The sequence below is a fragment of the Desulfomarina profundi genome (genome assembly GCF_019703855.1).
Classification (GTDB): Bacteria; Desulfobacterota; Desulfobulbia; order Desulfobulbales; family Desulfocapsaceae; genus Desulfomarina; species Desulfomarina profundi.
In genome coordinates, this window is the sequence record NZ_AP024086.1 from 225,476 (window position 1) to 251,359 (window position 25,884).

Sequence of the window (25,884 nt, forward strand, 5' to 3'; positions counted from 1 at the left end):
AATATCTCACGGATTCATGTTTTCGCCCAGCAATTTTGCACCGAGCAGGATCAGGATCGACCCACTGAGTCCATGTAATATTTTGTTTGTTTGAGGTGTCTGCAGCCAGGTTCCTGCCCTGTCTACCATGGAGGAAACCGTACAGAGCCAGATCATGCCTATGATAAAATGCAGACCGGCGATAAACAGGGACTGGAGCAGGGGAGGGCGGGAGGGATCAATGAACTGGGGCAGGAAGGCCATATAAAAGACAATGGCCTTCGGGTTGAGGATATTAGAAAAAAAACCTTCCCGAAACGATTTGTAATAATTATTGTTCTTTTCTGTGGTTGCGGTGGTTTCACCCGTGTGATGCTGTTGTCTGAAAAGTTCTTTCAGGCTTGTAAGGCCGAGCCAGATAAGATAGGTTGCGCCCATTACTTTAAGCAGACTGAAAGCCCATGTTGTAAGGAGCAGGATAGAGGAGATACCGAGTGCGGAAACTGTAGCGTGAACAAAGAGTCCTGAGCAGATCCCGAGGGAGCTTGCCGCACCGTCCTTCCAGCCACCCCGACCGCTGTTGCGGATGACCAGTATCGTGTCTACTCCAGGGGTGAGTGTAAGAAGAGTTACAGCTGTAAAACATGTTATAAAAGTGTGTATTTCCATAGAAGCTGTTTTTGAGGTGAACAATTCTGATTTTTACAGGCCTTGCTGATAATACTCATTAAAATGTGTTTCTACAAAACTATTCTGACCTAAATCCTGCACTTCGAAAATGAAGAATTTTTTTTCTTCATTTTCGTGCAGCCAGATTGGAGACGTATCTACCATCTCAGGCTGGCCTGCGACAAAAAAACAATGAAAATTCCAACTGCAGGGGAACGATTTTCCATGATGGAATTTTAAGGAAAAATCATAAAGGATGGACTCGTAAAAACTCCGATCTACTGCGTTGTGGGGTGATCGTGTAATGCTCGACGTACCATATGTACGCCTGCGCTTACACGACACCGCCACGCCTTGTATATCGAAGTTTTTCCAGAGTCCATCTGGGAACGTTGAACGACTTTTTACGAGATCATCATAAAGGAGATGAGAAAATGTTTCTGGAATTATTAAAAAAACGTCGTAGTATTCGTCGATATAAAGAAAAACCGATTGAAAAGGAAAAAATTGACATACTTGTAGAAGCTGCTCTCCGATCACCATCCTCCAGAAGTCTCAATCCCTGGAAATTCGTGGTTGTGACAGACAGAGCCCTTTTGGAAGAGTTGGCCACATCCAAACCCCATGGGGGGAGTTTTATTAAAAATGCGCCCCTGGCAATTGTTGTATGTGGAGATCCGGAGAAAAGCGATGTCTGGGTGGAGGACTGTTCCATCGCCTCCATCATTCTCCATCTCCAGGCCACGGATCTGGGATTGGGAAGTTGCTGGATTCAGATTCGTAAACGAAACAGGGACGAGGGGCAGGCAGCGGAGGACCATGTGAAAGAGATCCTTGGCCTGGACAACCGGTTGATGGTTGAAGCGATCATTGCCATAGGCTATGCACAGGAAGAAAAAGAGGAACACGCATATGATTCTCTGCCTTTTGATAAGGTAAAGTTTTGTCAATAATTTTTTAACCCGCATTTCTCATGAACATTGTGTCAATTTTGAGATTAGCTGTAGAATACAAATAATTAGCCTACTATCAGTAGTCGAACAAAATTGACACAATGTTCACCCAAGGTCAGCCCAGGCGACGCCATCTTCTGCAATATTTCAACAGTAAATATAGGCCACTATTATTTACTCTTGAAAATGTTGTAGCTGACGCCGCCTGAACTGATGAAAAATGCGGGTTAATTACCCATGGAACTCAGCCTGCCGGGAGATATTGCCGTTTTATGAGGCTGAGCTTTGTTTGGAAATATACATTTTTCTGGGAGGTTGCACGTGATGGATGAAATAAAATATGATGTTGTTGTTCTTGGTGGTGGACCGGGAGGATATACTGCCGCTTTCAGGGCCGCTGACCTCGGTCTTTCTGTCTGTCTGGTGGAAAAAAATGACCGTCTTGGCGGTGTCTGTCTGAATGTTGGTTGTATTCCGTCAAAAACACTTCTGCATGGGGCGGCTGTAATTGAAGAAGCTGAGGAAGCAGCAGATTATGGAGTGAAATTTGAACCACCAAAAGTGGATATCGGGAAACTGCTTGCCAGAAAAGAAAGTGTTATCAACCAGCTGACGGATGGGTTGGATTCCCTGTGCCGGGCAAGAAAGATAACAAGAGTTGTTGGGAACGGCGCTTTTGTCGACAGCTCAACCCTGCAGGTGAAGACTGCGGACGGGGAGAAGTCCATTCAATTCAGCAATGCAGTTATAGCCACCGGGTCTTCCCCTTTTATTCTTCCTGGAATACCTGATGATCCACGCATATGGAACTCCACAGATGCACTGGAACTGAAATATATACCAAAAAAAATGCTTGTTATCGGGGGTGGTATCATCGGTCTGGAAATGGCTCAGATCTACAGTGCGCTCGGTTCGGAAATTACCATAGTAGAAATGCTTTCGCAGATTATTCCCCCTGCCGATAAAGACCTTATTCAGCCTCTTTTCCTGAAACTGAAAAAGAAATATCGGATTTTTACCAGAACCAGGGTAACCGAGATAGTGGCGCAGGAAAAAGGTATACTTGCGTCTTTTGAAGGCACGAAAGCCCCCGAACAGGATTCTTTTGATGCTGTTCTGGTAGCCGTTGGGCGCAGACCGAACTGCAGTGGTTTGGGTTTTGAAAAACTTGGTCTCGAATTGGACGAACGTGGTTTTCTTGCAGTCAATGAAAAACAGGAAACCTCTGTTGCAGGAATTTACGGGATAGGTGATGTTGTTGGTGAGCCGATGCTGGCCCACAAGGCTACTCATGAAGGAAAAGTAGCTGTAGAAAATATCGCTGGCAGAGATATTGCTTTTGATCCCATGACCATTCCATCAGTGGCGTACACCAGACCGGAAGTGGCCTGGATGGGATTGACCGAAAAAGAGGCCAAACAAGGGAACATCAAGTATTCCAAGGGGAAATTCCCCTGGGGTGCCAGTGGTCGTGCTCTCAGTGCCGGTGCTGTGGCCGGAGTCACCAAAACACTTTTTGACAAAAAAACCGGCAGGCTGATTGGGGCCGGTATCTGTGGATTAAACGGGGGGAACTGATCCATGAAGCTGTGATGGCTCTTGAGATGGGTGCCAATGCCGAAGATATCAGCAGAACAGTCCATGCTCACCCGACCCTTGCGGAGACTTTTGCTTTTTCTGCAGAAATTGTTGATGGTTCTATTACTGATCTGCTTCCGGCAAAAAAAAGATAATGTATTTTTTTTATGGAGCTGACCGCTGAACAGCTGAAGATCGTCCATCATGGTGAGGGGCATGCACGTGTAAGTGCGGTAGCCGGTTCAGGAAAAACAACTACCATGATTGGCCGCATAGGTCACCTGCTTAAGAATGGAGTGGAAGCGAAAAAACTGCTGGTGCTGATGTTCAACCGTTCAGCACGGGACAGTTTTGTTCTTTCCATGGAAAAGCAGTTGAAGGGGTGCACCTCTTTGCCTGAGATACGTACCTTTCACTCCCTCGGTTACAGGCTTGTGGCAAGTTTTGTCAAGCGTGGGGCCTTGCCGTCATATACCCTTGTGACCGAGGAGTATGTCTTCGAAAAAATGGCAAAACAGGTTGCAGCTCAGCTCTACAACCGGGAAAATGGCGGCCATATCTCCGGTGAAGATGTAGAAGAATTCCTCGCCTTTATTGATCAGGTCAAATCAACGGTGGAGCCTGCCGGAAAAGTTTTTGATCAGTTGCGCCTTCCCGATCGATGCCGCTATTTTATTGAAGGATTCGATTTTTTCGAGCAGGTAAGAAAGGAGAGGGAGATTCGTTTTTATAACGATCTGATTTATGAACCTCTGCAGGTATTGCGCAATGATTCTCAGCTGGTAGAGTGGGTGGAGAACAGGGTAGATCATATCATTGTCGATGAGTACCAGGATATAAACGAAGTGCAGCAGCAGCTTCTCCTGCTGCTTGCGGGCCGACGGGCACAGGTCATGGTTGTCGGTGATGTTGATCAGTGCATATACGAGTGGAGAGGGGCACGACCGGATTTTATTGTCAACCGGTTTCAGCGTGATTTTCCCGAACCGGTGAATTATACACTTTCCCGGACATTTCGTTTTGGTCATCGACTTTCCCTGGCCGCTAATCATCTTATCCATAATAACGTGCTGCGGGATGAAAAACTCTGTATTTCCTCCACCACTACCCCTGACACACGCCTGTCATATATGGAGGAGAACGGTAAGCATCCTATCCTGGCTGTAGTCAACCGGTGGTGTGAACAGGGAAGAAGTCCGGATGAAATTGCGGTGCTGGTTCGGATGTATGCTCACAGCGTTCCTCTGGAGCTGGCTCTGCTGGATGCCGGTATTCCCTACAGGCTTGAAGGGCATGGACGGGTCTTTGATTGTGGCGAAATAGTTGCCCTTCTCGGCTATCTGCAATTGTCTCTCGGACTTTTCGGAACACAGTCTGAAGAAAAAATATTCAGGACAGTTGCTGCCATGCTGTCCCAACCTCATCTCGGAGTGCGGCAGGGAGAGCTTGAGCGACTTGCCTGGCAGATAGCACAGAATCCGCTGGCTGGAGCAGATATTATTGAAGCGGCAGTGAATGATGATATGCCCTCCTTTATCCAGAAGCGTTTTTTTATTACCGCAGAAAACTGGAGGTGGGTGGAAAAGAGTTTTTTCGATTCCCGCACTGATCTCGTGTTACGCAGAATAGTTGAAAAAATTGATCTGTATTCCTTCTATACCAAATTTTCAGCGAGAAATACAACAGCTGAAAATCGTATAAAAACCTGTGAAGCATTTATCGAATTTGCGGGGGAACAGGGACTGGTACCTGGGCAGTTTTTAATAAAAATTGAAGAACTTGCTTCATCCGACGGGTTGGCTGACGAGAAGAGTTTGCTTATCACCTCCATTCACCGGGCGAAAGGGCTGGAGTGGCCACTGGTTGTTATTCCTGGGCTTGAAGACGGCAGTTTTCCCCTGTTACAGGATGTGTCTGCGGGGGAGAGTCTGGAGGATGAGAGGAGGCTGTTCTATGTGGCCATGACCAGGGCTGTGGAAGAAGTCGTTTTTATTTATCCCCAGGACAGGTTGTTGAGAAAAGCTATGAGAACAGGCAGGGATTGTTCTCCTGGCGAGCAAATACAGGCCAGTCGTTTCCTCTATGAGGCAAACTTGTCTTTTTCAGACAAGTTGGGTGGGATGGTCAGCCGCCAAGGAACCGGGAGAGAGATTAAGGTTTCGCCGAGCGGTGAAAACAGTATTGCCGCGAAGTATCTGCGGGCAATGAACCTTTCTTTTTCTGCAGACACGAAAAAATTTGATGATCCAGTGGTGAATTTCTCAGATAGAAAAATCCTGCAGATTGACGAAATTTCCGAAGGCCTGACAGTGTGGCATGAAAAATTTGGTATCGGTACGGTTACGGAGGTCAAAGACAGAAAACAGGGACGGTTGCGAGTTCTTTTTGAGGATCATGGTGAAATGATTCTTTTGGCACGTTATGCCGGGTTACGTTCCGGGTAAAGTCATGGTGTCATTTTTGAGAATAACTGTAGAATACAAACAATGAGCCAACTCTTATTGATTGAGCAGAATTGACACAATGTTCACCCAAGATCAGCAGGCGTTGGTTTCTTCAGTGACCAATTGGTTTATATCCGCCATACAGTAGTGGTCTTTTCCATGGCGTTTTGCAGCATACATGGCCATATCTGCCAGTCGGATCAGTTGGTCCGGTTCTTCTCCATGGTCCGGGTAGAGAGCAATGCCTATACTGATGCTGATTACAGATTTTCCATACCTGCTACCCATGGCGGTTCGCACGGAACTGCAGAGTTTGTCGGCCACCAGTTCCGCATCGAGGCTGTCTGCTATCTGGGGAAGGGCGACGACAAATTCATCTCCTCCCCAGCGGCAGAGAATGTCGGAATCTCTCAGTGTATTCTGCAGGGAGGCGGACAGCTCAATCAGGAAAAGATCTCCCTTTTCGTGCCCATAGCTGTCATTTATGCGTTTGAAGTTGTCGAGATCAAGAAACAGGATGCCAATCAGGTCTTTGTTTCGTCTGGCGCGGAGGATCATCTGTCTAAGGAGGTCATGGAACAGTCGCCTGTTGGGCAGTTTGGTGAGGGTATCGTGATAGGCCATGTGGAGAAGCTGTTGCCGGGCTTTAGTGATGTCGGTAATATCATGGAGCGTGACAACAGCACCAATTTTTTTGCCATTGTTGTCATGCATTGCCTGACCATTAACCCGAAGTGTCTGTCGCTTCCCACTGCTTGAAAAAATCACAATTTCCTCGTTTCGTATTTCTTCTCCTGCAAGAGCTCTGGAGAGAGGGATTTCCTCTATGGAAAGGGGTGTCCGTCCATCTGGTTTGAACAGGCTGAAATATTCAGTCCATTTATGTAGCGGAACATTTTGATAATCAGACCCGTGAATTTTGACACTGGCCGGGTTGAACATGGAAAGATATCCTTCCGCATCGCAGACGACAATGCCGTCCCTGGTATGCTCCAGAACCGCTTCCTGAAATTTTTTCTGTCTGGCAAGTTCGGTCTGAGCCTGTTTGAGGGAAGTGATGTCGAGAAAATACCAGACCCTGCCGACATATTTTTCCTTACTGTAAACCGGATACGAGTGACGATAAAAGGTCCGGCCATCTTTGAGCTCGATTTCGTCAATGCTTTTTTCATTCGGACGTTCATGGAGATATATCATTTTCTGCATGAAAATTTCCGGTTCTCTGACCTGTTCGATAACTGCTTCCAGGCTGTCGAGATCATTGCGGCAATCTTCACTGAAATGAGGAATCTTCCACATGCGCAGAAATTCACTGTTATAGGAGATCATTTCCATCCTGTCGTTGACCAGGAGGATTCCCGCAGGATTGTGGCGATATTGTTCCTCCAGGAGCGCATGTTCCCGGTCACCTGGTGATTGCAGCAGTTTTTCCAGGTAAACCAGGGCCAGCAGGTTGCTGTTATCCAGCCTGGACAATTTCAGGGTTATGGGGTCCGCATGACCTGGCTGAGTCGCCAGTGTTGCCTCATATTGTACCGGATCTCCAGTTTTAATTTGTTTGAGAACGTGCGGAAAAGCTGACCTGTATTGTTTTTCCAGAAAATCCTGGAAAAACAGATCGGTCGGGGAAGAGTGGTCACAATTGAAAAATTCTGCCGCCAGAGGATTCAGGCGGAGAATCCGTGCATTCGGTTGCAGTTCAAGGGCAGGACAGGGGAGATTGTTAAACATTTTTTATAAAGAGTTTTTGCGTAATAAATGTGTTATGAAACCTGCGGCACTATATCCAACAATTGGAGCGTGTGTCAACAGGTAACATGAAAAACGTTGAAGGTGGGCAGGACATATCCTTCTTCCTCTGACACGCACTTGACTTCAAACCAGTGGTTTTGTAGTGTAAAATATGCCCAGTCAGAAAAGAAAATGGATTTATCTGTCAATTCAGAAGATCAGGCGAACATTTCGGAGTCTGCGCTTATCCGGCAGTAAAGCGGGTTGAGAGGTTTGCTTCGACAATTCTGAAGATGACGCCGCCTGAGTTGATGAGAACTCCGAATTAGAGGTCATTCAGTAAGGGAAAGGAGAAAATATGAGAAGACAGCTCTGTTTTGCAACAGCTTTTTTCGTGTCTGTATTTATTCTTTTTTTCCTGGTTTCCTGTGAGAACCAAAGGGAGTCGATTAAACTTGGTCTGGCAATTAATCTGAGTGGTCGCGGGGGAGCTGCAGGAGAACATATTCGTAATGGAGCCCTCCTGGCTGTCGAAGAAATAAATGAACAGGGTGGCATTAATGGACATTCTCTAGAGCTCTTGATTCGTGATGATAAAAACACCAGCGAGGGAATTCGGCAGGCAGACCGGTTTCTTCTTGACCGGAAAGTTGTCGCTGTAATCGGCCACAGCACATCAAGAAATACCCTGATCGCCTATCCTGCAGTCACTTCCAGCAAAACCCTGCTCATAACGCCGTATGCCGCTACGAATCGACTGACCGGCAAAGATGATCTGTTTGTCCGTACACAGGTAAGCTGTGATCTCTACGGGAAAAAAGCGGCAGAACTGTTTAAACGCAATTCTGTTAAATCCGTTGCTCTGCTGATGGATTTGAGTAATAGTGAGTTTGTCATGGACTGGGCTGCTTCTCTGAAACGATCATTTTCAGGAAAAATAACGGAAGTTCATTTTAATTCAAGTGAAGAACCGGACTGGGAACATATCTGCAATGAGCTCCTTTCTTCCGGACCGGATGCGGTTCTCTTTCTTGCTGAAGCCGGTATGACGGGGATAGCGTTGCAGAAGATAAAGGCTGCCGGGTTCAAAGGGAGGCTGTTTTCTTCCGTCTGGGCACATACTCCTGAGTTGTTCAGATATTCGGGACAGGCGGCGGAAGGGCTTTCTCTGATAACGTTTATCGATCCTGACAATTCCAGACCCCGCTATCTCGATTTTTCTTCAAAAATGAAAAAAATCTTTAAAACCGCAGCCAATCCCCGATCAACAAGGGCCTACGAATTGATTTATATCCTGGCGGATGGTCTGAGACGGTGTTCTGAAATAACAGGCGTTGAATTGAAAAAAGCTCTTCTTGCCGGGGAGTATGATACGTTGATGGGACATGTTCAGTTTGATAAATACGGAGATGTACTGCGTCCCGTCTATGAAGTAGTAGTTCGTGGGGGGCAATTTCACAATAATGGAGAAATATAGGTGACGCCACAACCTTTACAAAAGAAAATCAACCTGATGTTTTCTGCTGTTGCCGTCTGTGTTTTTCTTGTTGTGGTGTTTATCAGCGGTTTTCTTGAATACCAGCGTGTCAGGGATGAGTTTTCGTCCGTGATGTCGGCACGGATCAATGTTGCCCGTGCCCTGATGAAAAATACTCTCAGCTATACGGACAGCCTGGTTCAATCTCTTCTGCATAATGTTCCGCCCGGCAGGTTTGATGAGCTTATCTCCCGGTTTGATGCTTCCGGATATTTTAACCTGTCAGGAGACAGTTTTTATATTCTTGATGCGGACGGAAAGGTTGTTCATATTTCCAAACCTTATTCCCAGTACAAAGGCATGGATTTCAGTGCCATGGTGATAAACGGTTACAACAGGAAAAATCATGAATATCATTATTTTCAGTCTCTTCTGACAAAGGAATCGGTGGTTACAATCCAATATCCGCTCTATAATAAATATCTTCTGGTCATAGAACGGGGAGTGGAAAATTTTATTTCAATTATGAAGAGTTTCAGAAAGGGGAGACTGTATGAAGGGGAACAACTGTTCGTTCTTTCCGAGAAGGGCAGAGTGATTTACCATCCTGATGAGCTGCTGATGACCACCCGTTACAATCTTGGTTTTGATCTCAGGCAAAAGACAGAATCAGATCCCCATGGTCTTTTCTCTTTCCGTTACCAGGGGAAGAAACATATTGCCATTAAAGAAAATTTTGGTGAGCCAGCCGGCTGGATCATTTATTACAGTGTTCCTTCTTCTGTCATGTCGGAAGCAATTAAAAAAGTGCTGCTGCACCAGGTCGGTTTTCTGTTTTTTCTTTTTTTATTACTGTTTTCCGTTATTCATTTTATTTTCAAACGGTTTTTTTCACGACCTGTGAAAAATATTGTTGGAGCTCTTGAAACTTCGGGAGAGGACAATAATCTGTTTCTTGATTCCTCCACTCTTTCCGGTGGTATTTTCGAGTTCCAGGCAATTGTATCCGCCATCCAGAAGCGTGATGAGGAAGTTGCCAGTACGGTGGAGAGATTTCAGGCGGTTCTCGACAGTCTGGACGCTATTGTGTATGTCTCTGATTTTGAAACATATGAACTCCTGTTCATGAACAGTTATGCACAGAATATCTGTGGAGAGTGTATTGGCAAAAAATGTTATTCAAGTTTTCATCGTGGGGATTCTCCCTGTGAATTCTGCACAAATGAGAGCCTGGTAGATGAGCATGGGGAACCTGCCGACGTGTTTGTCTGGGAGTATGAGAGCAAAATTACGGGGCAGTGGTTTGAATGTCGGGATCAGGCCATTCGATGGACCGACGGAAGACTTGTCAGGATGGAGATTGCAACGGACATAACAGGAAGGAAGCAGGCGGAGGAAGCGTTGATAGCTGAAAAGGAGCGGCTTTCAGTAACTCTTCGGTCAATCGGTGACGGTGTTATTACAACTGATGTTGAAGGAAAAATTGTTTTTCTGAATAAAGTAGCGGAAGAGCTGACCGGCTGGCGTTCCGAAGATGCGGAAGGAAGACCGTCGACGGAAGTTTTTAAAATCATCAACGAGAAAACCGGGAAAAAATGTGCAAGCCCTGTCCAGAGGGTTATGGAACTGGGACGCATCGTAGGACTTGCAAATCATACTGGTCTTATTGCACGTGACGGTTCAGTACGATCGATTGCGGACAGTGGCGCTCCTATCAGGGATAAGGAGTCGAAAATCATAGGAGTTGTCCTCGTATTTCGGGACATCACCAATGAAAAGAAGATGGAAGAAGAGTTACTGAAGGTAAGAAAACTTGAATCCGTTGGGGTGTTGGCTGGAGGGATTGCCCACGATTTTAATAATATACTATCAGCGATACTTGGAAATATCGAGCTGGCCTCGTTTCGGTTGAAAAATGAAGACAGGGAGGCGGAAATACTCCTGTCCGAAGCGAGAAGAGCTACAAAACGAGCGACAAAACTGACACGGCAGCTACTGACTTTTTCAAAAGGCGGAGAGCCGATCAGGGAAGCGGCTTCTCTCGCCGAATTAATTATGGAATCCGCGGATTTTATTCTCAGGGGCAGTCAGGTGGTCTGCAAACATGAAATCCCGGAAAATCTCTGGATGGTGGAAGTGGACAGCGGACAGATCAGCCAGGTTATTCAAAATATAATATTGAATGCCAAGCACGCCATGCCGGAAGGTGGGACCATTACTGTGCGTTGTGCCAATGTGGAAGATCCGGCCAGAGAAGCCCTTCTCAGTGTCGATAAAGGGTATTATGTCCGTATTACCCTTTCTGATACAGGGGTAGGTATCCCCGGGACCATAATAAATAAAATTTTTGACCCGTATTTTTCAACCAAGCAGGAAGGGAGTGGACTGGGCCTTGCCATCTGTTATTCGATTATCAATAAACATGACGGGTTTCTCACAGTAAATTCCAGTCCGGGTAAGGGTGCGGTCTTTACCATTTATCTCCCTGCCATTATAACCTGCGGTAAAAAGGTGAGTGAAAAATCACAACCAGGTTCAGCAGTGAAAGCGGCAAGAATTATGGTTATGGATGACGACAGCATGCTGCGGGAACTGGCCAGATCCCAGTTGCTGGCCCTGGGTCATTCAACTGTTCTGGTTGCGGATGGAGAGCAGGCCGTGAATAAATACCAGGAACTGCAGGACAGCGGTCATCCGGTTGATCTTGTGATTTTGGATCTGACCATTCCTGGCGGAATGGGGGGACAGGAGGCAGCCCGGAGACTTCTCAGACTTGATACCGGTGCGAAGATTGTGGTGGCCAGTGGTTATTCCAATGATCCGGTTCTGGCAAATTACAGGGAGTACGGTTTTTGTGCGGCGGTGGCAAAACCATTTGACCTGGGGGAATTATCAAGAGTTATCGAATGCGCGTTAGACCCGATGCGGTCGGATTCAACTCTCCTGAATTCATGAGCACGAGATGGTGATTTTTGAAATATGTCTCATAAAACAAGCATATCTCCAGAGTCACAAGGATCAGGCTGAGTCTTGTCGGTAATCGGCAAGCAAAATCACAACGTCACCACGGATTCAGGAATATGGCCTGATGTTGTTATGAGCTGCATGAGAGCATGGAGCAGCCGGGGCGGTTTCGGGCCCATTCGGGACGTTTTCGGGCAAAGTGGTTTTTCTCCGGCTGTTCATCATAGGGGTATCGTATGAGATCCTGGAGTTCCTCTATCATTGTTGTATCGCCGTTTTCCGCCTTGTCGATTGCCTGCTGAGCCAGGTAATTGCGCAGAATATATTTGGGATTGGTTTGGTTCATTCGTTCTGTCCTCTCCTCAACCGTCTGGTCGTCTTCCTGAAGACGTTTCCTGTATTTCTGCAGCCAGTTTGAAAGGCGGGCTGTGTATTCCTTGTTTATCTGTTCGGGAAGATAGTATGCTTCCCTGAGTGGAGCGGGAATGGACTGGTCATTATTATCTTCCTGGATCGGGGAGAGTTCTGCAAGATTTCTGAAGAAAATGGTCATATCTGTTTCAACCGATTGCAGGATGCCCAGCAGTTCATGAATCAGGGTATCGTCGATATGAGGTTGAAAGGTTTTCAGGCCAAGTTTTCCGGTCATCATTACATTCCATTTTTCCTGGAAGGAGCTGGTGTAAAGATTAAGTGCTTCCTGCAGGGGAAGGGTGTCGTTGATCAGGGGGTAAATGGCATTTGCCAGCTGGAGCAGGTTCCATTGACCGATGTGGGGTTGATTCTTAAAACAGTAACGGCGCCCCTGGCTGTCTGTGGTGTTTGGGGTCCAGTTGGGGTCAAAATCTTCCACCCATCCGTAGGGGCCATAATCAATGGTCAGTCCTGTAATTGACATGTTATCAGTATTCATAACCCCATGGACAAAACCGACACGCATCCAGTGAACAAGAAGAATGGCTGTTTTTTCGCAGACTTCATTAAACCACTGGAGATACGTTGCAGTTGAAGGTTTCCCCAGGTGGGGAAAATCTGTGCGAATGGTAAAATCCACCAGTTGTTTGAGCAGGTTTATGTCTTTTCTGGAGGCTGGGAGTTCAAAGTTACCGAAACGAATAAAGGACTGTGCAACCCGGCAGACAACAGCACCCGGCTCTTCCTTGGGATGTCCATCGTAAAACATGTCTCTTACCACTTGTTCACCTGTGGTGATGAGACTCAATCCTCTTGTGGTGGGGATGCCGAGGTGATGCATGGCTTCGCTGCAGAGGAATTCCCGCAGAGATGAGCGGAGAACGGCCAGGCCGTCTGCAGATCGTGAATAGGGTGTAGGTCCGGCACCCTTCAATTGCAGGGTCCAGTGAGAATTCTTCCCTGTATCCACTTCGCCCAGGTTGATTGCCCGGCCATCTCCCAATTGTCCCGCCCAGTTGCCAAACTGATGTCCGCCATAGCACATGGCATAAGGATTCATCCCGGCAAGGAGCCGGTTACCCACAAAAATTTCAGTGAAATCACTGCTCCGGCATGTTTCGATGGAGATACCCAGAAGTCGGGCAACTTCGGGACTGAAGGCCAGAAGGTGCGGAGATGAAACTTTCCTGGGAGTCACCCTGGAATAACAGGCACCCCGTATCTGCCTTCGGGAGTTTTCCTGGATGGGATCACTGGGGAGATCCCTGAAGAAACGATTATCAAAAATCAGGTCATCGAGTGATGGGACAGTTGGAGAATGAGTCATGCTCATCAGTATAAGCATGCCACAATGTGTTATCAAGAGTGGAAGGGGTGTTATCTTTTCACAAAACGTGAATACAGTGTTCGCAACATTCTGCGGAAAAACCCTGAAAAAGTGGGGGATCTGGGGGAAGAATTGAGAAAAATGGTTTCTTTCCACTTCCCTGTAGCTTAAAATCCGATTGGAATTTTTGACCGCAGGAAGGACATGCCACAACCAGTCCTCCTATATTATGGGGAAAACGAAGTGTTTGACCACATTGATTGCATTTTATGATGGTATATTCTGACATATGTGCAGGATAAGATATGGCAGCTGAATCTATAATTCAACCGGGTTGGTGTATGGGTTGAAAAATTTATGATGAGAATTCTACTGGATTCGGGTTGAAGGGAGAACGAAAAAATGATCATACGAATTCTTATTGCCGGTTTTGCCTCTTCTGTGACCGGCATGAGTTATCTGGTCGGACTGGCCAGGTTGACGACAGCACTTCTTTTGGGTTTTGGTTCCCTTGTTGCTTTTGTTTTCGGTCTGCTGTTTCTTTTGCCGCCGGAGGAGGGGCGTCTCTGGTTCCCTCTCTATGGTGAAGCACCGCCATGGCCTTTTTTTATGATCTGCGTCATGCTTCTCGGGGCAGTACTTCTTTTATTTCGACAAAAGTCAGGTTTTGAAGTTGTGGAAGAGGTGTCAGGAGACCATTTCAAGTTTCTCCTGGGAGGGGTCGGCGGGTATCTACTCACTTTTTTCACGGCAGTTTATTTCTGGTTTCCTTCCGAAGCGAGAAAGCTGGCTGCAGATGAATCCGGTCTGGCTGTTGGTGCACTGGTAGGAACATCCATTTTTTTTCTGGGCCTGACTGTTTCCCTCTATTTTCTGTACCGGGCTTCACTGGGCAGTTCTCCGGAACGGCCGGATCTGATGAGGCGTTTCGTTCTTGCCCTTTTTGCCTTTCTTCAATTTGATAAACTGCCCGCCCTTGCGGCATACCTGCTTGTGTACTCACCTGAAACTCCAGTGATTTTTCCCCACATGGCGGCTTTTGCCCTGGCTGCGTACATTCCCGTTGCCCTGTTTTTGCTGAAAACTGTCAGGGGGATGCGGCAGGGGGGATGAAGTATCTGCCTGTGGTCACCTACGAATGGTCGGCAAAGAGCTCAATCACCTTTGCGAGCTTATTCGCCATGGTATCAAGGGCAATGGAAACTGGGGCATCTGGAAAGAGTTCGCACACTGGAATATAGGCCTTCAGTGCTTCTCCGGCAGCACTGTCCTCCGGGATTTCCCCCAGGGGTGGAATTTCAATTCCCAGGTATTTTGAGGTGAGTGAATTGAGTTTTTTCTTGTTGACCCGAGCATTGGCTGAATCACGGTTGACCACAAGGAGGGGATGGAAATATTTCAGAGCCAGTTGGGCTTTTTCCCTGGCTCCTTTTTGGGTGTCTTCCGCCAGCCTGAATACCTGGGAAAGAGAGGTAAAATGCTGTTTTTTCAGGGTACTGCTGACCTGGCTTCGGGAGAGGAAACTCCCCAGTACCCTGCGGATGGTTGCCAGTTGCAGGAAGGTGTAAAAATCCAGAATTGATGTGGGGTCCGGTAGAGTCACGCAGATCTGGATATCGGAAAACATAAAGAAGTCCAGGGAGTGGTAGTTTGTTCCCGCACCTACGTCGATCAATACAACATCCGCATCAATGGTTGATATGGCACGGAGGAGCCGCTGTTTTTCCTGGTAGCTCATATTAGCTGTCTGCAGTGTGTTACCTGTTCCGGGAAGGAATTGCAGACCGTTGTAGGAGTAAAAGGTGTGCAGGGTATCTTGCAGCGTATCGACTTTTCTTGTAAGAAAATCAGTCAGTGAGTATTTTGGCTCAAAGAGACCGAAAAGCAGGTGGGTGTCGGCTCCTCCCACATCCAGATCAAGCAGGCAGACTTTTTTCCCTTTCCGGGCGAGAAGAAGTGCCAGGTTGGCAAGGATCATTGTCTTTCCGGTACCGCCTTTTCCGGATCCTATGGAGATGGTTGTTGTCATGGATTCGGGTCAGTTTTTACGTCGTCTGCTGCGGATTTTATAGATACGCTGTGCCTGTTTCAGGGCTGTTTTCAGATCCGTTTCCGCAGTTACGGGTGCACTCCATAGCTCCCAGCCTTCTTTTGAGCGCAGGATGATTTTATTGTTTTCACAGAGAAGAACAGTTTCTTCCAACAGTTCTTCGTATTCGTTTTCTCTCTTTTCCTGTGGTGGCGGCGCAGGTTTTCTATGCTGGATGCAGGAAGAACAGAGCTCCCCCTCATTGTTTCCAAAAAGATTGAGAACGCCTCCGCAGTCTTTACAGAATTGCATTGAACTCCTTGCCCGCCAGGAAAGAAAAAATGCTGTCGCCTGTTGTCACACCATTCCATAGAATTCTATCAAAGAAACATGACAGAGTCACTTTTTCCTTGAAGAATGTAGATTTCTTTTCGGAAGGTGGGGAGATAAAATTTAGTCTGAGTACCCAGTATCAGAACAGGAAAACTATATGTCTGTCATGAATTCAAATGGAGGACTGCTGCACCAAACAGGGGGAGAGTGGTGCCAAGATCCCCATGGAAAAAGTAATCGGACAGAGGAAAATGACCCAAAAGTCCGGAGGTGGAAAGTGTCTGCTCCCGGTTGAATTCATACACCAGCCCACCCTGCTGTTTCACTGTATGGGGCAGGGTTGCCGCTGGGTAAACCTGGGCTGATGTGCCGATAACAAGCAGGAGATCACAGGAGCGGATTAATTCCTGGATGGAATCGAGGTTGTGTACCTGTTCTCCGAAGAGAACGATATTGGGTTTCAAGGGGTAATCGCACAGGCTGCAGCGGGGAATATTGCTCTTCGTAAAATGGTCGGCACGCACTTCTATTCGATCACCGCATTGCAGGCAGTGCAGATGATTATGATCACCATGAATTTCTAGGACATTACTGCTGCCGGCCGCCTGGTGCAGGTTGTCGATATTCTGGGTGACAATACCTTCCAGGAGATGTTGTTTTTCCAGTTCAGCTAGGACAAGATGAGCCTTGTTGGGTTTTTTGTCCTGCAGTTCCCTGCCCAGGGTTCTGTACAGTTTCCATGCTTTTTCCGGATTGTCGAGAAAGACCTGGAGAGTGGCATATTCTTCGGGGGAAAACCTGCTCCAGAGTCCGCCTCTACTTCTGAAATCGGCAATGCCGCTGGCAACCGAGATTCCTGCTCCAGTAAGGGCAACAGGATGGTCTGCTTTCCTGAATTTTAGGGCGGCTTCTTCCAGAAAAGTATCTGTTGTCTGTGGGGCAATGGTTTTCATGGATGCAATGCTATTTGGAGGAAGAGGACGGTTTTGCGTTAAGGGAGATTTTTTCCACAACCATTCGATAATAATCATCCTGTTGGGTGATATTGGAAGTTTTTCCCCGTCGGGCATCAATTTTCATGAGGAGGACACTCAGTTTTTTCATCTGCTTAAGGCGGACATGTTCGTCTTCCGTGGCGGCAATCAGTTCTTCCAGGCGCTTTACCTCTTTTCGTTCTTCAATTTCGGGTGGCAGGTAACCACTGTTTTTCAGGATCTTGTAGGCCATTTTCAGATCATCGGGGACCAGGCTGTCATCCTCCATTGGCAGCGGTCTGTTCTTCCACCTTTCAACAGTGAGGTCGCCTTTTTTCATGGCTTCCTGTATTTTCTGTTCTGCAATAAAGGCTATTGAATTCATAAGTAATAAAATTGATGGGAAGGTTATAACCTAAATCCTGCAATTGGCAAGTTTTTCGGAGATGCGAGGCATCAAGGGCGCAGACGTATTAACATACTTCAAGCACTTGATAACGAAGCAGATTCGATAAAATTGCCAATCCCCCAGGGCAAGGGAATAAAGAAAAAACAATCTCACTCTGATAGTGAGTAGTACAGCCCCTACTGTAATATTATAACTATCTGTTTATACATTATAAATATTTTTTCTTTGTTCCCGAAGTGCAGGATTTAGGTATAAAAGTAATTTCTGTAACCAGTTGCCGATATCTGTTATCTGTTCCGGGCAGACTGCGTGTTCCATGGGATAATTTTTGTAATTGACACTGTAACCTGCCTTGACAAGTTGTGTGGTCGCCTTCTGTCCAAGAGTCTCCGGTACTACCGGATCATATATCCCGTGCTGGATGGTAATGGGGATGTTTTTATTCTCTCTGCTTAATATAATAGTGTCAGCGGTAGCAAAATAGGTCGACATGGCCAGGAGCCCACCCAGGGGAAGAGTATGACTGAGAGCCACCTGGTAAGCTACTGCCCCACCCTGGGAGAAACCGGCAATGATGATTCTGGCGGAGTCGATCCCCCGTTCCAGTTCCCGGGTAATAAAATCTCCGATCCTGGCGGCGGATTGCAGGAGTTGGCTGGTGTCCACCTTCCTGTCGATTTCCATTTCCAATATATCATACCAGGCGGGCATGACAAAACCGCCATTGACCGTGACGGGAATGGCTGGCGCATGGGGAAAGATAAAACGGATATGTGCGGATTTCGGTAATCGCAGCTCGGGAACAATGGGCGCAAAATCGTTGCCGTCGGCACCAAGGCCGTGCAGCCAGATAACTGTGGCGTCGGGATTTGCACCCGTTTCAAGTTCGATGGCGGGAAGAAGTGTCATTGAATTGTGCCTCAGTAAAAAATGATTAATGTGATGAATTTCTGGAGAAAAAGAGAATCAGCATGGTATTATACATGAAAACAATCTCAGGGAACATGAGAAAAAACGGATGAGGAAATAAAATGAGCATGCAGGAAAGGTTTCAGAATGAACTGCAGGTGGCGATTAAGGCAAAGGACAGTGACCGCACAGGTGCAATACGTATCCTGATAGGAGAATTCCAGCGACAGCGCGAGAAGAAGCTCAGTGATGATCAGGTGATTGGCATTATCAGAAAACTGATAAAATCGGAAAAAGAACTGCTGACAGCGGCAGGAAAAGACAGTTCAGGTTTTCTAACTGTTATGGAAAGTTATCTGCCCAGCCAGGCTGACGAAGAGGAAATCAGAACCTGGATTGAGGAAAATATTGATTTTGAGAGTTTCGACAACCGGATGCAGGCAATGAGACCAGTCATGAACCATTTTTCAGGACGGGCGGATGGAAATATCGTCAAAAAGATTCTTATGAGTTTTACCTGACGTGGAATCGTTATGAAATCAGACGATGAATCAATTCCTGTTGTGCTTGTCCAAACGATGTTTATTATTACCTAAATCCTGCAATTGGCAAGTTTTTCGGAGATGCGAGGCATCAAGGGCGCAGACGTATTAACATACTTCAAGCACTTGATAACGAAGCAGATTCGATAAAATTGCCAATCCCCCAGGGCAAGGGAATAAAGAAAAAACAATCTCACTCTGATAGTGAGTAGTACAGCCCCTACTGTAATATTATAACTATCTGTTTATACATTATAAATATTTTTTCTTTGTTCCCGAAGTGCAGGATTTAGGTATTACCCCATTAAAAAAATAATACTGATTATACACGAAACTCAGCCTGAATTTGTTTGAAAGGAGCTTTGGTTGCTTTGACCTGGATATCCTTTGATATGCTGAGTTTCGTGGGTAATCAGAAAAAATATGAACTTTTTGAAAATGGAGGTAAGGGCGTGTTACGTATAATTCTGTTTTTGGCAACGAATATGGCAATACTGGTTTTACTGGGTATTGTTATGTCTGTCCTGGGGATCGATTCAAGAAGTACTTCCGGTCTGCTTGTCATGGCTGGAATGTTTGGTATGGGGGGTCGTTTATTTCCCTGGCCATGTCCAAATGGATTGCTAAAAAATCAACCGGGCCAGGGTTATTGAACAACCTGTAAATCCCACGGAGAAATGGTTGATGGATACCGTGGCCCGTATGGCTGAAGATGCGGAAATCGGAATGCCTGAGGTTGCTGTTTACCATTCGCCGGATTTGAATGCCTTTGCAACGGGAATGAACAAGAATAATGCCCTTGTCGCTGTGAGCACGGGGCTGCTGCAGAATATGAACCGGGATGAGGTGGAAGCGGTGCTTGCCCACGAGATAACCCATGTGGCCTGTGGGGATATGGTCACCCTGTCTCTTATCCAGGGAGTATTGAACACCTTTGTTATTTTCCTGTCACGTATTGCTGCCAATATTCTGGATAATGTTCTTGGTGGTGACGAAGATGGGGGGGACTGGGTTTTATGGGTTATATGGCTGTCACCATTGTCCTTGAAATGGTACTGGGACTTTTTGCTTCTATAATTGTCATGTGGTTTTCAAGAAAGCGGGAGTTTACTGCGGACAAAGGTGCTGCCTATCTCACATCGAGTGCAAAGATGGTTGGTGCACTGCGTCGGTTGCAGGCACACCATGAGCCGTCTCATCTTCCTGAACAGGTTGCTGCTTTCGGTATCCGTCCGAGAGAAGGGGGGCTGGCCAGTCTTTTTAGAAGTCACCCTCCGCTGGAAGAGCGTATTGCTGCTCTTGAGCGGTTGTCGTAGAAAATACTGTGGCAACTGTTTTGCGGGACTGTCTGCCCGTTTTTTCTGAACTGTAATGGAATTCAGCGTTACTCTTCTCTGGTGATGCCGAGAATTGTATGCCAGATATTATCCTCATTCCATCGTTTGACTATGACCACCGGTAGAGTCGCAAGGTAATCGGATACTTTTTTTTCCTCACTGTGGAGTAAGCCGGAGAGTATAAACCATTTTTGCCGAAGAAAACCGTCGGTGCGGATTAACTCCTTCATGACCTCGTAGTGGATATTGGCAACAAGAAGATCCGTGGGTTTTCCAGTACACTGTTCAGCCCTGCCATTTACGACCACAATGTTTTGTTTGAGCTTATTGAGATGGACGTTGCTCAGGGCAGTTTTGCAGGCAAGCAGGTTGTAATCAACAGCGACTGCCTTGCTGCAGCCGAGTCGGCTGGCTGCCAGGGCGAGGATTCCTGTTCCACAGCCAAGGTCCAGCATGGTCTGGACTTTTCCGCCCGTGCAGGCAATATCAATGGCTTCCAGGCAGGCCCGGGTTGTGGGGTGAGTACCGTTGCCGAAAACAACACCGGAATCAAGGGTGAGGGCAATTTCATTTTCCACCGGAGTGGCTTTGATCCAGGGGGGATTCAGGAGAAACCGACCGATCCGCACAGGTTCTATGCTTCCTCCCTGCCACTGTTCATAGGTCATTTCAAATTCATCGAGCAGTTTCAGGTATGGGAGACCGGCGCAGATATCTTCAACTTCTTTTCTTGCGGGTGCGGTAAAAAAGAGGAAAGAAAAATCATCTTCGACCCAGTTGCCAATGAACGTTTCCATGTGCAGGCGGGCAGAGCGGGGAACAATTCCTTCAATATAGTAGATAGAGAGAACAGTGTCTGGACTCAAGTATGCCTGTTGAGTTTTCATCTTCTTTAAAAAAGAGAGTTGAGGTCTTGGAATTATTTTGGGGTTTTACCAACTGTGGGATGATATGGCAATATCGATTTGTGAAAAAAGGTGGGATTGTAACCTGCCTGCAGGGTTTTCCCGGCAGGCAGGTTACCTGGGAATTTACAGCCTGAAACCGCTGACCATTTCCTTCAGTTTTTCCGCAGTTTCAGATAGGTCTGCGGCGCTGCCCTGTACTTCTCCGCTGGATGTGGCCATTTCGCCGGAGGCCTGGCTGACCATACTGATATCTTCAGCTATCTGGGTTGCGACGGTTGAGCTTTGAGCCACATTTTCATTGACCTCTGTCAATCCCTGGGCTGCCTGGGCCACATTTGATGCGATTTCATCGGTGGCGGCAGTCTGCTCCTGTACAGCGCTGGTAATTGTCTTGACGGTATCATTTACCGTATTGATTACAGCGGTAATACGCTCTATCTGGTTTACAGTTTCAGTGGTTGAATTCTGGATGTCTTCAATCTGGTTTTTTATCTGGTCTGTTGCCTCAGCGGTCTGTTTTGCAAGTTCTTTGATCTCGTTTGCCACTACCCCAAATCCTTTTCCTGCCTCTCCGGCCCGGGCTGCCTCAATGGTTGCATTCAGAGCCAGGAGATTGGTCTGGCCCGAGATATCATTTATTACTTCGGTTACCTTGCTGATTTCGCTTGCGGCGCGGCCAAGTTGCTGCACCTTGGCTGTAGCGCTTTTTGCCTCTTCAACGGCTTCACCTGTTACTCTTCCTGCCTGTTCCGTGTTGCTGTTCACATCGGAAATTGTTGCCGTCATTTCTTCTGCAGCCGATGCTACAATATTCATATTAGTTGTGGTTTCCTCCGTTGCTGCAGCAATGGAATCCATGTTAACGCTCATTTCTTCTGCTGCTGTGGCAACTGAATTGGACTGGCTGGAGACGTTTTCTGCTCCACTTGACATCTGTTCTGCAATGGCGGAAAGTTCCGTGGTTGCGGCTGAAACAGTATTGACTCCCTGAACCACCTCTTTGAACATGCCCTGCAGTTTAAAGATAAATGCATTGAAGTTTGTGGAAAGCGATTGCAGTTCATCATAGTTGGCCATTGCATAGACTTTACACTCCTGGCAGTCGGTAATTTTGCCACTGGTTACCTCAATGCAGTCGGGAGCCTCGGCCATGGTTCCGCTTATTTCCCAGCAGAGCCCTTTTTTAGCAAAACTTTTACAATCCGGTTCATTGCAATTCATCACATCTGAACAGTCAGGGCAGTCAACATTGAGACGCTGGGTGAGGTCTCCTTCCCCCTGGGAGAGTTTTCGGAGGTTGTTTGCAACGGTTTTGATTGGTCCCGTTATCATGCGCAGAAGGAGAAATGAGATGCCGAAAACAATGACGACACTGGAAGCCATTACAATACCAGTCATTTTCTGTAGAGCCTTGGTCGGGGCAAGAGCCTCGGCTTCATCAATTTCCGCTATAAGGGCCCAGTGAAGATCCTGGATTTTGATCGGGGTAAAACTGGAAAAGACCTTGTTGCCGTTGTAGTCAGTGATTATTTCAGTGGCTGTTCTTCCCTGTAAACTTTTTTGTGTGGCTATGGTGTTTACTTTACCCCTGTCAGGTTTTGCAAAAGATGCTTTGACGGAATGATTTTTCGGATCAAGAAAGGAGTCCGAGCGCATCAGCATATCCGGGCCGACGAGGTAGGTTTCTCCCGAAGTTCCCATTCCATCCCTCTGCTGCATGATTCCGTTGATGGCGTCCAGGGAAAGTTGCAGGGCTATGATAACTTCTATTTTGCCGTTACTGGAAATAAACGGTTGGGCGATAAAAGCCGCTGGTTCATTGTTGCTTGGTGAGTAGGGTGTAAAGTCTGCGATACCAAACGATTTTCTTTTGATAACTGAACGAACCAGCCTGCCAAGGTTGGATGAAGCATATTTCCCGTTTAAAAAATTGGTCTGAAAATCTGCCTCCTTTGCTGCAGTGTAAAAGCAGAAACCATCGGGGTTGATAAGGAAAAGATCGTGATATCCATAGGATTTGACATATTTTGCGAAATATTCCCCTCCGTCGCTATTAACCGGACTGAAGGCTTCAGCCAGATCAATTTCAGAAACAATGGCCCACCGTACCCCTGCAAGATCAAGAGGTGCCGCGGCGGAGAGTACCGGATTGCCATTATAATCCTTTATCACTCCTGTTTTGTCTTCACCGGCAAGTGCCCAATGTACTGCCTCTGTATCAACTTTTCCTTTGACAGGATTGGCAAAAGATGATTTAACCGAGTGGTTCTCGGGATCAAGGAAGGAATTCGAACGCATGAGCAGGTCACTGCCGACCAGGTATGTTTCGCCTGTTTTGCCGAGGCCGGTTCGTTCGTCCATGATGGACTGCAGTTTATCCATGGAGAGCTGGAGGGCAACCACGCCTGTCCGTTTTCCCTTGAAGAGAATAGGAGCTGCGATAAATGCGGCTGGCTCATTATTGCTGGGGGCGTAGGGGGCAAAATCGACCAAGACTGTTTTTCCCTTGATGGCCCCATGAAAAGCCCGGGCAAGTCCACTGTCTTTATAGGGACCGGAAATCAGGTTGGTTTGGTAATCGGCTTCCTTTGCCTGTGTATGAACAACAGTACCCTTCGGATTGATGACAAAGAAATCGTAATAACCGGTTGCCTGAATAAATGTATCAATAATTGATGCAAACCGTTTATATTCGGGCGTTATTTCACCAGTCGCAAGATAGTTTTCATACTGGGCCATTCCTTTGGTGCAGATGGATCGGCTTTGCTGGGCAGCGATATCTGTCTGCCACTGGCGGGCCAGTTCAATGACAGCTTTCTTCTTGTTTTTCTGGATGGCATTGAGTTGTTCAAATGCGTGTTCCCTGAGAGTTCTCACGGTTTCCAGGAGAACTTTCATATCTCCTTTTCGATCTTTGAATAAATTTTCGATCTGTTTCTTTTTAATTTCTCTGACGCTTATCAATTGTTCGAATGTCGCTGTTTTAAGAGCTTTACTAGCTTCATTATAAGAAATGAGACCACTGAGGGTCAGGGGTAGAATGCCAATAAAGAGAAAGGACAGGACAAGTTTGACTCCAGTTGGTTTGAAAAATCTCAGTAGTTTCATTGTTTCTCCTTTGAGTTTTTCTTATTTTTGGATTTGTGTGAAGGTATAGATGGGAGTGTAGTTTTCAGTATGAATTGTCATTGTTTTGAGTATATGTTTTGGAAAAAAGAAAAACAAATAAAATTACATTTTTTAGGTGTTTGTCTTATGTTAGAAAGTGGGGAAATTTTTTTTCTGAAAATCGGTATTTTCGCCATTGTTGCTGATGCTGCTTTGTGGTATAATGTGTAACATGTTTTTATTATGACAATAATTATTATTTTTAGCGATGCATTATGGGCCTCTCTCTGGGAGGGCTTCAGAGAATTATTGTTCGGGTAGTGACTAATAGCAGCTTTGTTTGTGTCAGGAAAAGAGCATGGTTCTCAAAAAATCTTTGACTTGGGTCAAAGATTTTTTTTTGCATATTGAGTATGAAGAAATACAGAAATGTCACGGTCTCAGGTGATAGAAAAAAAACCTGTGCTTATTCAAGAATAAATTAAAACTGGTAGTTAGTTATGATTATAGTTTTTCTGTTGCCCGCAATTCTCAGTTTTGTTCTGATGGCGGCGCATTGTTTCAGGATGGGATCCCCGGTGTTGATTCTCATCGCATTGATCATCCCCCTTTTTCTTTTTGTCAGGAAAAAATGGGCGGCCAGGATCCTGCAGATTTACCTCCTGATTACTGCTGTTGAATGGCTACGCACTCTTTTTAATTTAATGGAAATATACAAGAGAGAAGGAATGGATTGGAGCAGGCTGGCAGTAATTCTTGGGCTGGTGACTGCTTTTACATTCTTTTCTATTCTGCCGTTTTTCAGTTCCCGTTTGAAAAAGTATTATTCATTTGGGAACGGCTGAGTAACCCACATAAGGGGAATCGGGTCATTGACAAAATGTGCCTGAATAATTCTTTGTGCAAAAATTGTTGGCTTTTCAGGAGAACATGGTATTAAGGGGGAGAGTCTCTAGAGGGTTGGGAGGAGAGTGAAAAGTCGTTTATTGAGAAGAGGGGGATATGTTTTTAAATGCCAAAAAGTACGGGATGATTCCCTATGTGATCCCTTTTGTTCTTTATCTTCTTTTCAGTCAGGTTGCAGCACGGTATCATGACTTATACCCTTGGTTGTATATTGCTACAGCTGTAATGGTCAGCGGTGCTACCATTTATCTTTTAAGTGGGAGGTATATCTACAGGGCCCACAAGGATCTCATGCCTGGGATTCTTTTCGGGATTGTCGGTATTGTTCTGTGGATAGTTCTCAGCAGAACACATTTCACCGAAACAGTTGTCTCCAGTCTTCCGGTATGGTTGAGGCCGGAACCCCGGCAGGGTTTCAATCCCTTTGAGTCCATTTCTTCGCCATTGCTGTTATGGGCTTTTCTTCTTGTCCGTTCCCTGAGTCTTGTTCTTCTTGTACCTGTTGTGGAAGAACTCTTCTGGAGAGGTTTTTTGCTGAGATGGGTTATTTCCGCAAACTGGGAAGAGCAACCACTCGGTATTTTTACCCTGCGCTCTTTCCTGTGGGTTGTTCTTCTTTTTACCCTGGCTCATCCGGAGTGGCTAGCCGCCGCAGTCTATTGTGCTCTGATGAACATTCTTCTCTATTGGAAAAAGGATTTATGGCTGTGCATTGTTGCACACAGTACCAGTAATCTGCTTCTTGTCATGTATATATTGATGACGGGATCCTGGGAACTGTGGTAAACTGATCTTCCGCTGTTTCCTGTCTGTGAATAGAGTGTCCCGATGGTATTTCTCTGTACTTTTTATTCCATTTACTGGTATAAAGCGGACTTAATTTTTGGTAAGTG

General features: G+C 46.3%; 18 protein-coding genes and 2 pseudogenes. 10 read left to right on the plus strand and 10 right to left on the minus strand.

Features of this window, described 5'->3' with window-relative positions; all coding sequences use genetic code 11:
- Positions 1-6: 6 nt before the first annotated feature.
- Positions 7-648, minus strand: a complete 642-nt coding sequence (locus LO777_RS01010) for a LysE family translocator (protein ID WP_228855731.1) — start codon at positions 646-648, stop codon at positions 7-9.
- A gap of 434 nt (positions 649-1,082) precedes the next feature.
- Between LO777_RS01010 and LO777_RS01015 the strand changes: the two genes are divergently transcribed.
- The 3 genes and pseudogenes from LO777_RS01015 to LO777_RS01025 all read left to right on the plus strand — a co-directional run bounded on the left by LO777_RS01015 (position 1,083) and on the right by LO777_RS01025 (position 5,623).
- Entirely contained in the window at positions 1,083-1,601 is a 519-nt protein-coding gene (locus tag LO777_RS01015) for a nitroreductase family protein (protein ID WP_228855732.1), read from the plus strand.
- Positions 1,602-1,925: 324 nt separating this feature from the next.
- Positions 1,926-3,334, plus strand: a pseudogene (gene lpdA / locus LO777_RS01020) (dihydrolipoyl dehydrogenase).
- 12 nt (positions 3,335-3,346) lie between these two features.
- Positions 3,347-5,623, plus strand: coding sequence for an ATP-dependent helicase (locus LO777_RS01025; protein ID WP_228855733.1), 2,277 nt, complete (start codon positions 3,347-3,349; stop codon positions 5,621-5,623).
- 93 nt (positions 5,624-5,716) lie between these two features.
- Here LO777_RS01025 and LO777_RS01030 read toward each other — a convergent pair whose 3' ends face one another.
- On the minus strand, positions 5,717-7,354 hold the full coding sequence (locus LO777_RS01030) for a GGDEF domain-containing protein (RefSeq protein ID WP_228855734.1): 1,638 nt from the start codon (positions 7,352-7,354) through the stop codon (positions 5,717-5,719).
- Positions 7,355-7,712: 358 nt separating this feature from the next.
- Here LO777_RS01030 and LO777_RS01035 point away from each other — a divergent pair, with 358 nt between their 5' ends.
- Both LO777_RS01035 and LO777_RS01040 read left to right on the plus strand, forming a co-directional pair.
- Positions 7,713-8,831 carry an ABC transporter substrate-binding protein gene (locus LO777_RS01035; protein WP_228855735.1) on the plus strand — a complete coding sequence of 373 codons (1,119 nt, stop codon included), beginning with the start codon at positions 7,713-7,715 and terminating at the stop codon, positions 8,829-8,831.
- Positions 8,832-11,786: a hybrid sensor histidine kinase/response regulator gene (locus LO777_RS01040; protein ID WP_228855736.1), complete on the plus strand. Its 2,955-nt coding sequence runs from the start codon at positions 8,832-8,834 to the stop codon at positions 11,784-11,786. It abuts the gene before it with no gap.
- A gap of 139 nt (positions 11,787-11,925) precedes the next feature.
- Here LO777_RS01040 and LO777_RS01045 read toward each other — a convergent pair whose 3' ends face one another.
- On the minus strand, positions 11,926-13,536 hold the full coding sequence (locus LO777_RS01045; protein ID WP_407929177.1) for a protein adenylyltransferase SelO: 1,611 nt from the start codon (positions 13,534-13,536) through the stop codon (positions 11,926-11,928).
- A gap of 402 nt (positions 13,537-13,938) precedes the next feature.
- On the opposite strand from LO777_RS01045, the gene LO777_RS01050 reads away from it, so the two are divergent.
- Positions 13,939-14,649: a hypothetical protein gene (locus LO777_RS01050; protein WP_228855738.1), complete on the plus strand. Its 711-nt coding sequence runs from the start codon at positions 13,939-13,941 to the stop codon at positions 14,647-14,649.
- A gap of 19 nt (positions 14,650-14,668) precedes the next feature.
- Here LO777_RS01050 and LO777_RS01055 read toward each other — a convergent pair whose 3' ends face one another.
- From LO777_RS01055 to LO777_RS01075, 5 genes are all read right to left on the minus strand, one after another.
- Positions 14,669-15,565 (minus strand): MinD/ParA family ATP-binding protein, encoded by an 897-nt coding sequence (locus LO777_RS01055; RefSeq protein WP_228855739.1) that lies wholly within the window; start codon positions 15,563-15,565, stop codon positions 14,669-14,671.
- Positions 15,566-15,574: 9 nt separating this feature from the next.
- Positions 15,575-15,877: a hypothetical protein gene (locus tag LO777_RS01060; protein ID WP_228855740.1), complete on the minus strand. Its 303-nt coding sequence runs from the start codon at positions 15,875-15,877 to the stop codon at positions 15,575-15,577.
- Between the two features lie 185 nt (positions 15,878-16,062).
- A complete protein-coding gene (locus tag LO777_RS01065; RefSeq protein WP_228855741.1) occupies positions 16,063-16,851 on the minus strand; it encodes an SIR2 family NAD-dependent protein deacylase in 789 nt (262 codons plus the stop codon).
- A 10-nt stretch (positions 16,852-16,861) separates the two neighbouring features.
- Positions 16,862-17,257: a DnaJ family domain-containing protein gene (locus LO777_RS01070; RefSeq protein ID WP_228855742.1), complete on the minus strand. Its 396-nt coding sequence runs from the start codon at positions 17,255-17,257 to the stop codon at positions 16,862-16,864.
- A 225-nt stretch (positions 17,258-17,482) separates the two neighbouring features.
- Positions 17,483-18,190: an alpha/beta hydrolase gene (locus LO777_RS01075; RefSeq protein ID WP_228855743.1), complete on the minus strand. Its 708-nt coding sequence runs from the start codon at positions 18,188-18,190 to the stop codon at positions 17,483-17,485.
- Between the two features lie 122 nt (positions 18,191-18,312).
- Here LO777_RS01075 and LO777_RS01080 point away from each other — a divergent pair, with 122 nt between their 5' ends.
- Both LO777_RS01080 and htpX read left to right on the plus strand, forming a co-directional pair.
- Entirely contained in the window at positions 18,313-18,711 is a 399-nt protein-coding gene (locus LO777_RS01080) for a GatB/YqeY domain-containing protein (RefSeq protein ID WP_228855744.1), read from the plus strand.
- Between the two features lie 473 nt (positions 18,712-19,184).
- Positions 19,185-20,048: pseudogene (gene htpX, locus LO777_RS20860) on the plus strand (protease HtpX).
- A 68-nt stretch (positions 20,049-20,116) separates the two neighbouring features.
- Here htpX and LO777_RS01090 read toward each other — a convergent pair.
- Both LO777_RS01090 and LO777_RS01095 read right to left on the minus strand, forming a co-directional pair.
- Complete coding sequence (locus LO777_RS01090; protein ID WP_228855745.1) at positions 20,117-20,956, minus strand: 50S ribosomal protein L11 methyltransferase; 840 nt, start codon at positions 20,954-20,956, stop codon at positions 20,117-20,119.
- A 144-nt stretch (positions 20,957-21,100) separates the two neighbouring features.
- Entirely contained in the window at positions 21,101-24,085 is a 2,985-nt protein-coding gene (locus LO777_RS01095) for a methyl-accepting chemotaxis protein (RefSeq protein ID WP_228855746.1), read from the minus strand.
- 500 nt (positions 24,086-24,585) lie between these two features.
- Here LO777_RS01095 and LO777_RS01100 point away from each other — a divergent pair, with 500 nt between their 5' ends.
- A complete protein-coding gene (locus LO777_RS01100; RefSeq protein ID WP_228855747.1) occupies positions 24,586-24,930 on the plus strand; it encodes a hypothetical protein in 345 nt (114 codons plus the stop codon).
- A 157-nt stretch (positions 24,931-25,087) separates the two neighbouring features.
- Positions 25,088-25,777 (plus strand): CAAX prenyl protease-related protein, encoded by a 690-nt coding sequence (locus LO777_RS01105; RefSeq protein ID WP_228855748.1) that lies wholly within the window; start codon positions 25,088-25,090, stop codon positions 25,775-25,777.
- Positions 25,778-25,884: the final 107 nt, after the last annotated feature.

What these genes read in the sequence shown, in the direction of transcription:
- LO777_RS01015 (WP_228855732.1), top strand. Translation starts at nt 1,083, where the DNA reads ATGTTTCTGGAATTATTAAAAAAACGTCGTAGTATTCGTCGATATAAA.
- LO777_RS01080 (WP_228855744.1), top strand. Translation starts at nt 18,313, where the DNA reads ATGAGCATGCAGGAAAGGTTTCAGAATGAACTGCAGGTGGCGATTAAG.
- LO777_RS01070 (WP_228855742.1), bottom strand. Translation starts at nt 17,257, where the DNA reads ATGAATTCAATAGCCTTTATTGCAGAACAGAAAATACAGGAAGCCATG.
- LO777_RS01035 (WP_228855735.1), top strand. Translation starts at nt 7,713, where the DNA reads ATGAGAAGACAGCTCTGTTTTGCAACAGCTTTTTTCGTGTCTGTATTT.
- LO777_RS01090 (WP_228855745.1), bottom strand. Translation starts at nt 20,956, where the DNA reads ATGAAAACTCAACAGGCATACTTGAGTCCAGACACTGTTCTCTCTATC.
- LO777_RS01105 (WP_228855748.1), top strand. Translation starts at nt 25,088, where the DNA reads ATGTTTTTAAATGCCAAAAAGTACGGGATGATTCCCTATGTGATCCCT.
- LO777_RS01010 (WP_228855731.1), bottom strand. Translation starts at nt 648, where the DNA reads ATGGAAATACACACTTTTATAACATGTTTTACAGCTGTAACTCTTCTT.
- LO777_RS01045 (WP_407929177.1), bottom strand. Translation starts at nt 13,536, where the DNA reads ATGACTCATTCTCCAACTGTCCCATCACTCGATGACCTGATTTTTGAT.
- LO777_RS01055 (WP_228855739.1), bottom strand. Translation starts at nt 15,565, where the DNA reads ATGACAACAACCATCTCCATAGGATCCGGAAAAGGCGGTACCGGAAAG.
- LO777_RS01075 (WP_228855743.1), bottom strand. Translation starts at nt 18,190, where the DNA reads ATGACACTTCTTCCCGCCATCGAACTTGAAACGGGTGCAAATCCCGAC.
- LO777_RS01065 (WP_228855741.1), bottom strand. Translation starts at nt 16,851, where the DNA reads ATGAAAACCATTGCCCCACAGACAACAGATACTTTTCTGGAAGAAGCC.
- LO777_RS01100 (WP_228855747.1), top strand. Translation starts at nt 24,586, where the DNA reads ATGATTATAGTTTTTCTGTTGCCCGCAATTCTCAGTTTTGTTCTGATG.
- LO777_RS01025 (WP_228855733.1), top strand. Translation starts at nt 3,347, where the DNA reads ATGGAGCTGACCGCTGAACAGCTGAAGATCGTCCATCATGGTGAGGGG.
- LO777_RS01030 (WP_228855734.1), bottom strand. Translation starts at nt 7,354, where the DNA reads ATGTTTAACAATCTCCCCTGTCCTGCCCTTGAACTGCAACCGAATGCA.
- LO777_RS01095 (WP_228855746.1), bottom strand. Translation starts at nt 24,085, where the DNA reads ATGAAACTACTGAGATTTTTCAAACCAACTGGAGTCAAACTTGTCCTG.
- LO777_RS01050 (WP_228855738.1), top strand. Translation starts at nt 13,939, where the DNA reads ATGATCATACGAATTCTTATTGCCGGTTTTGCCTCTTCTGTGACCGGC.
- LO777_RS01060 (WP_228855740.1), bottom strand. Translation starts at nt 15,877, where the DNA reads ATGCAATTCTGTAAAGACTGCGGAGGCGTTCTCAATCTTTTTGGAAAC.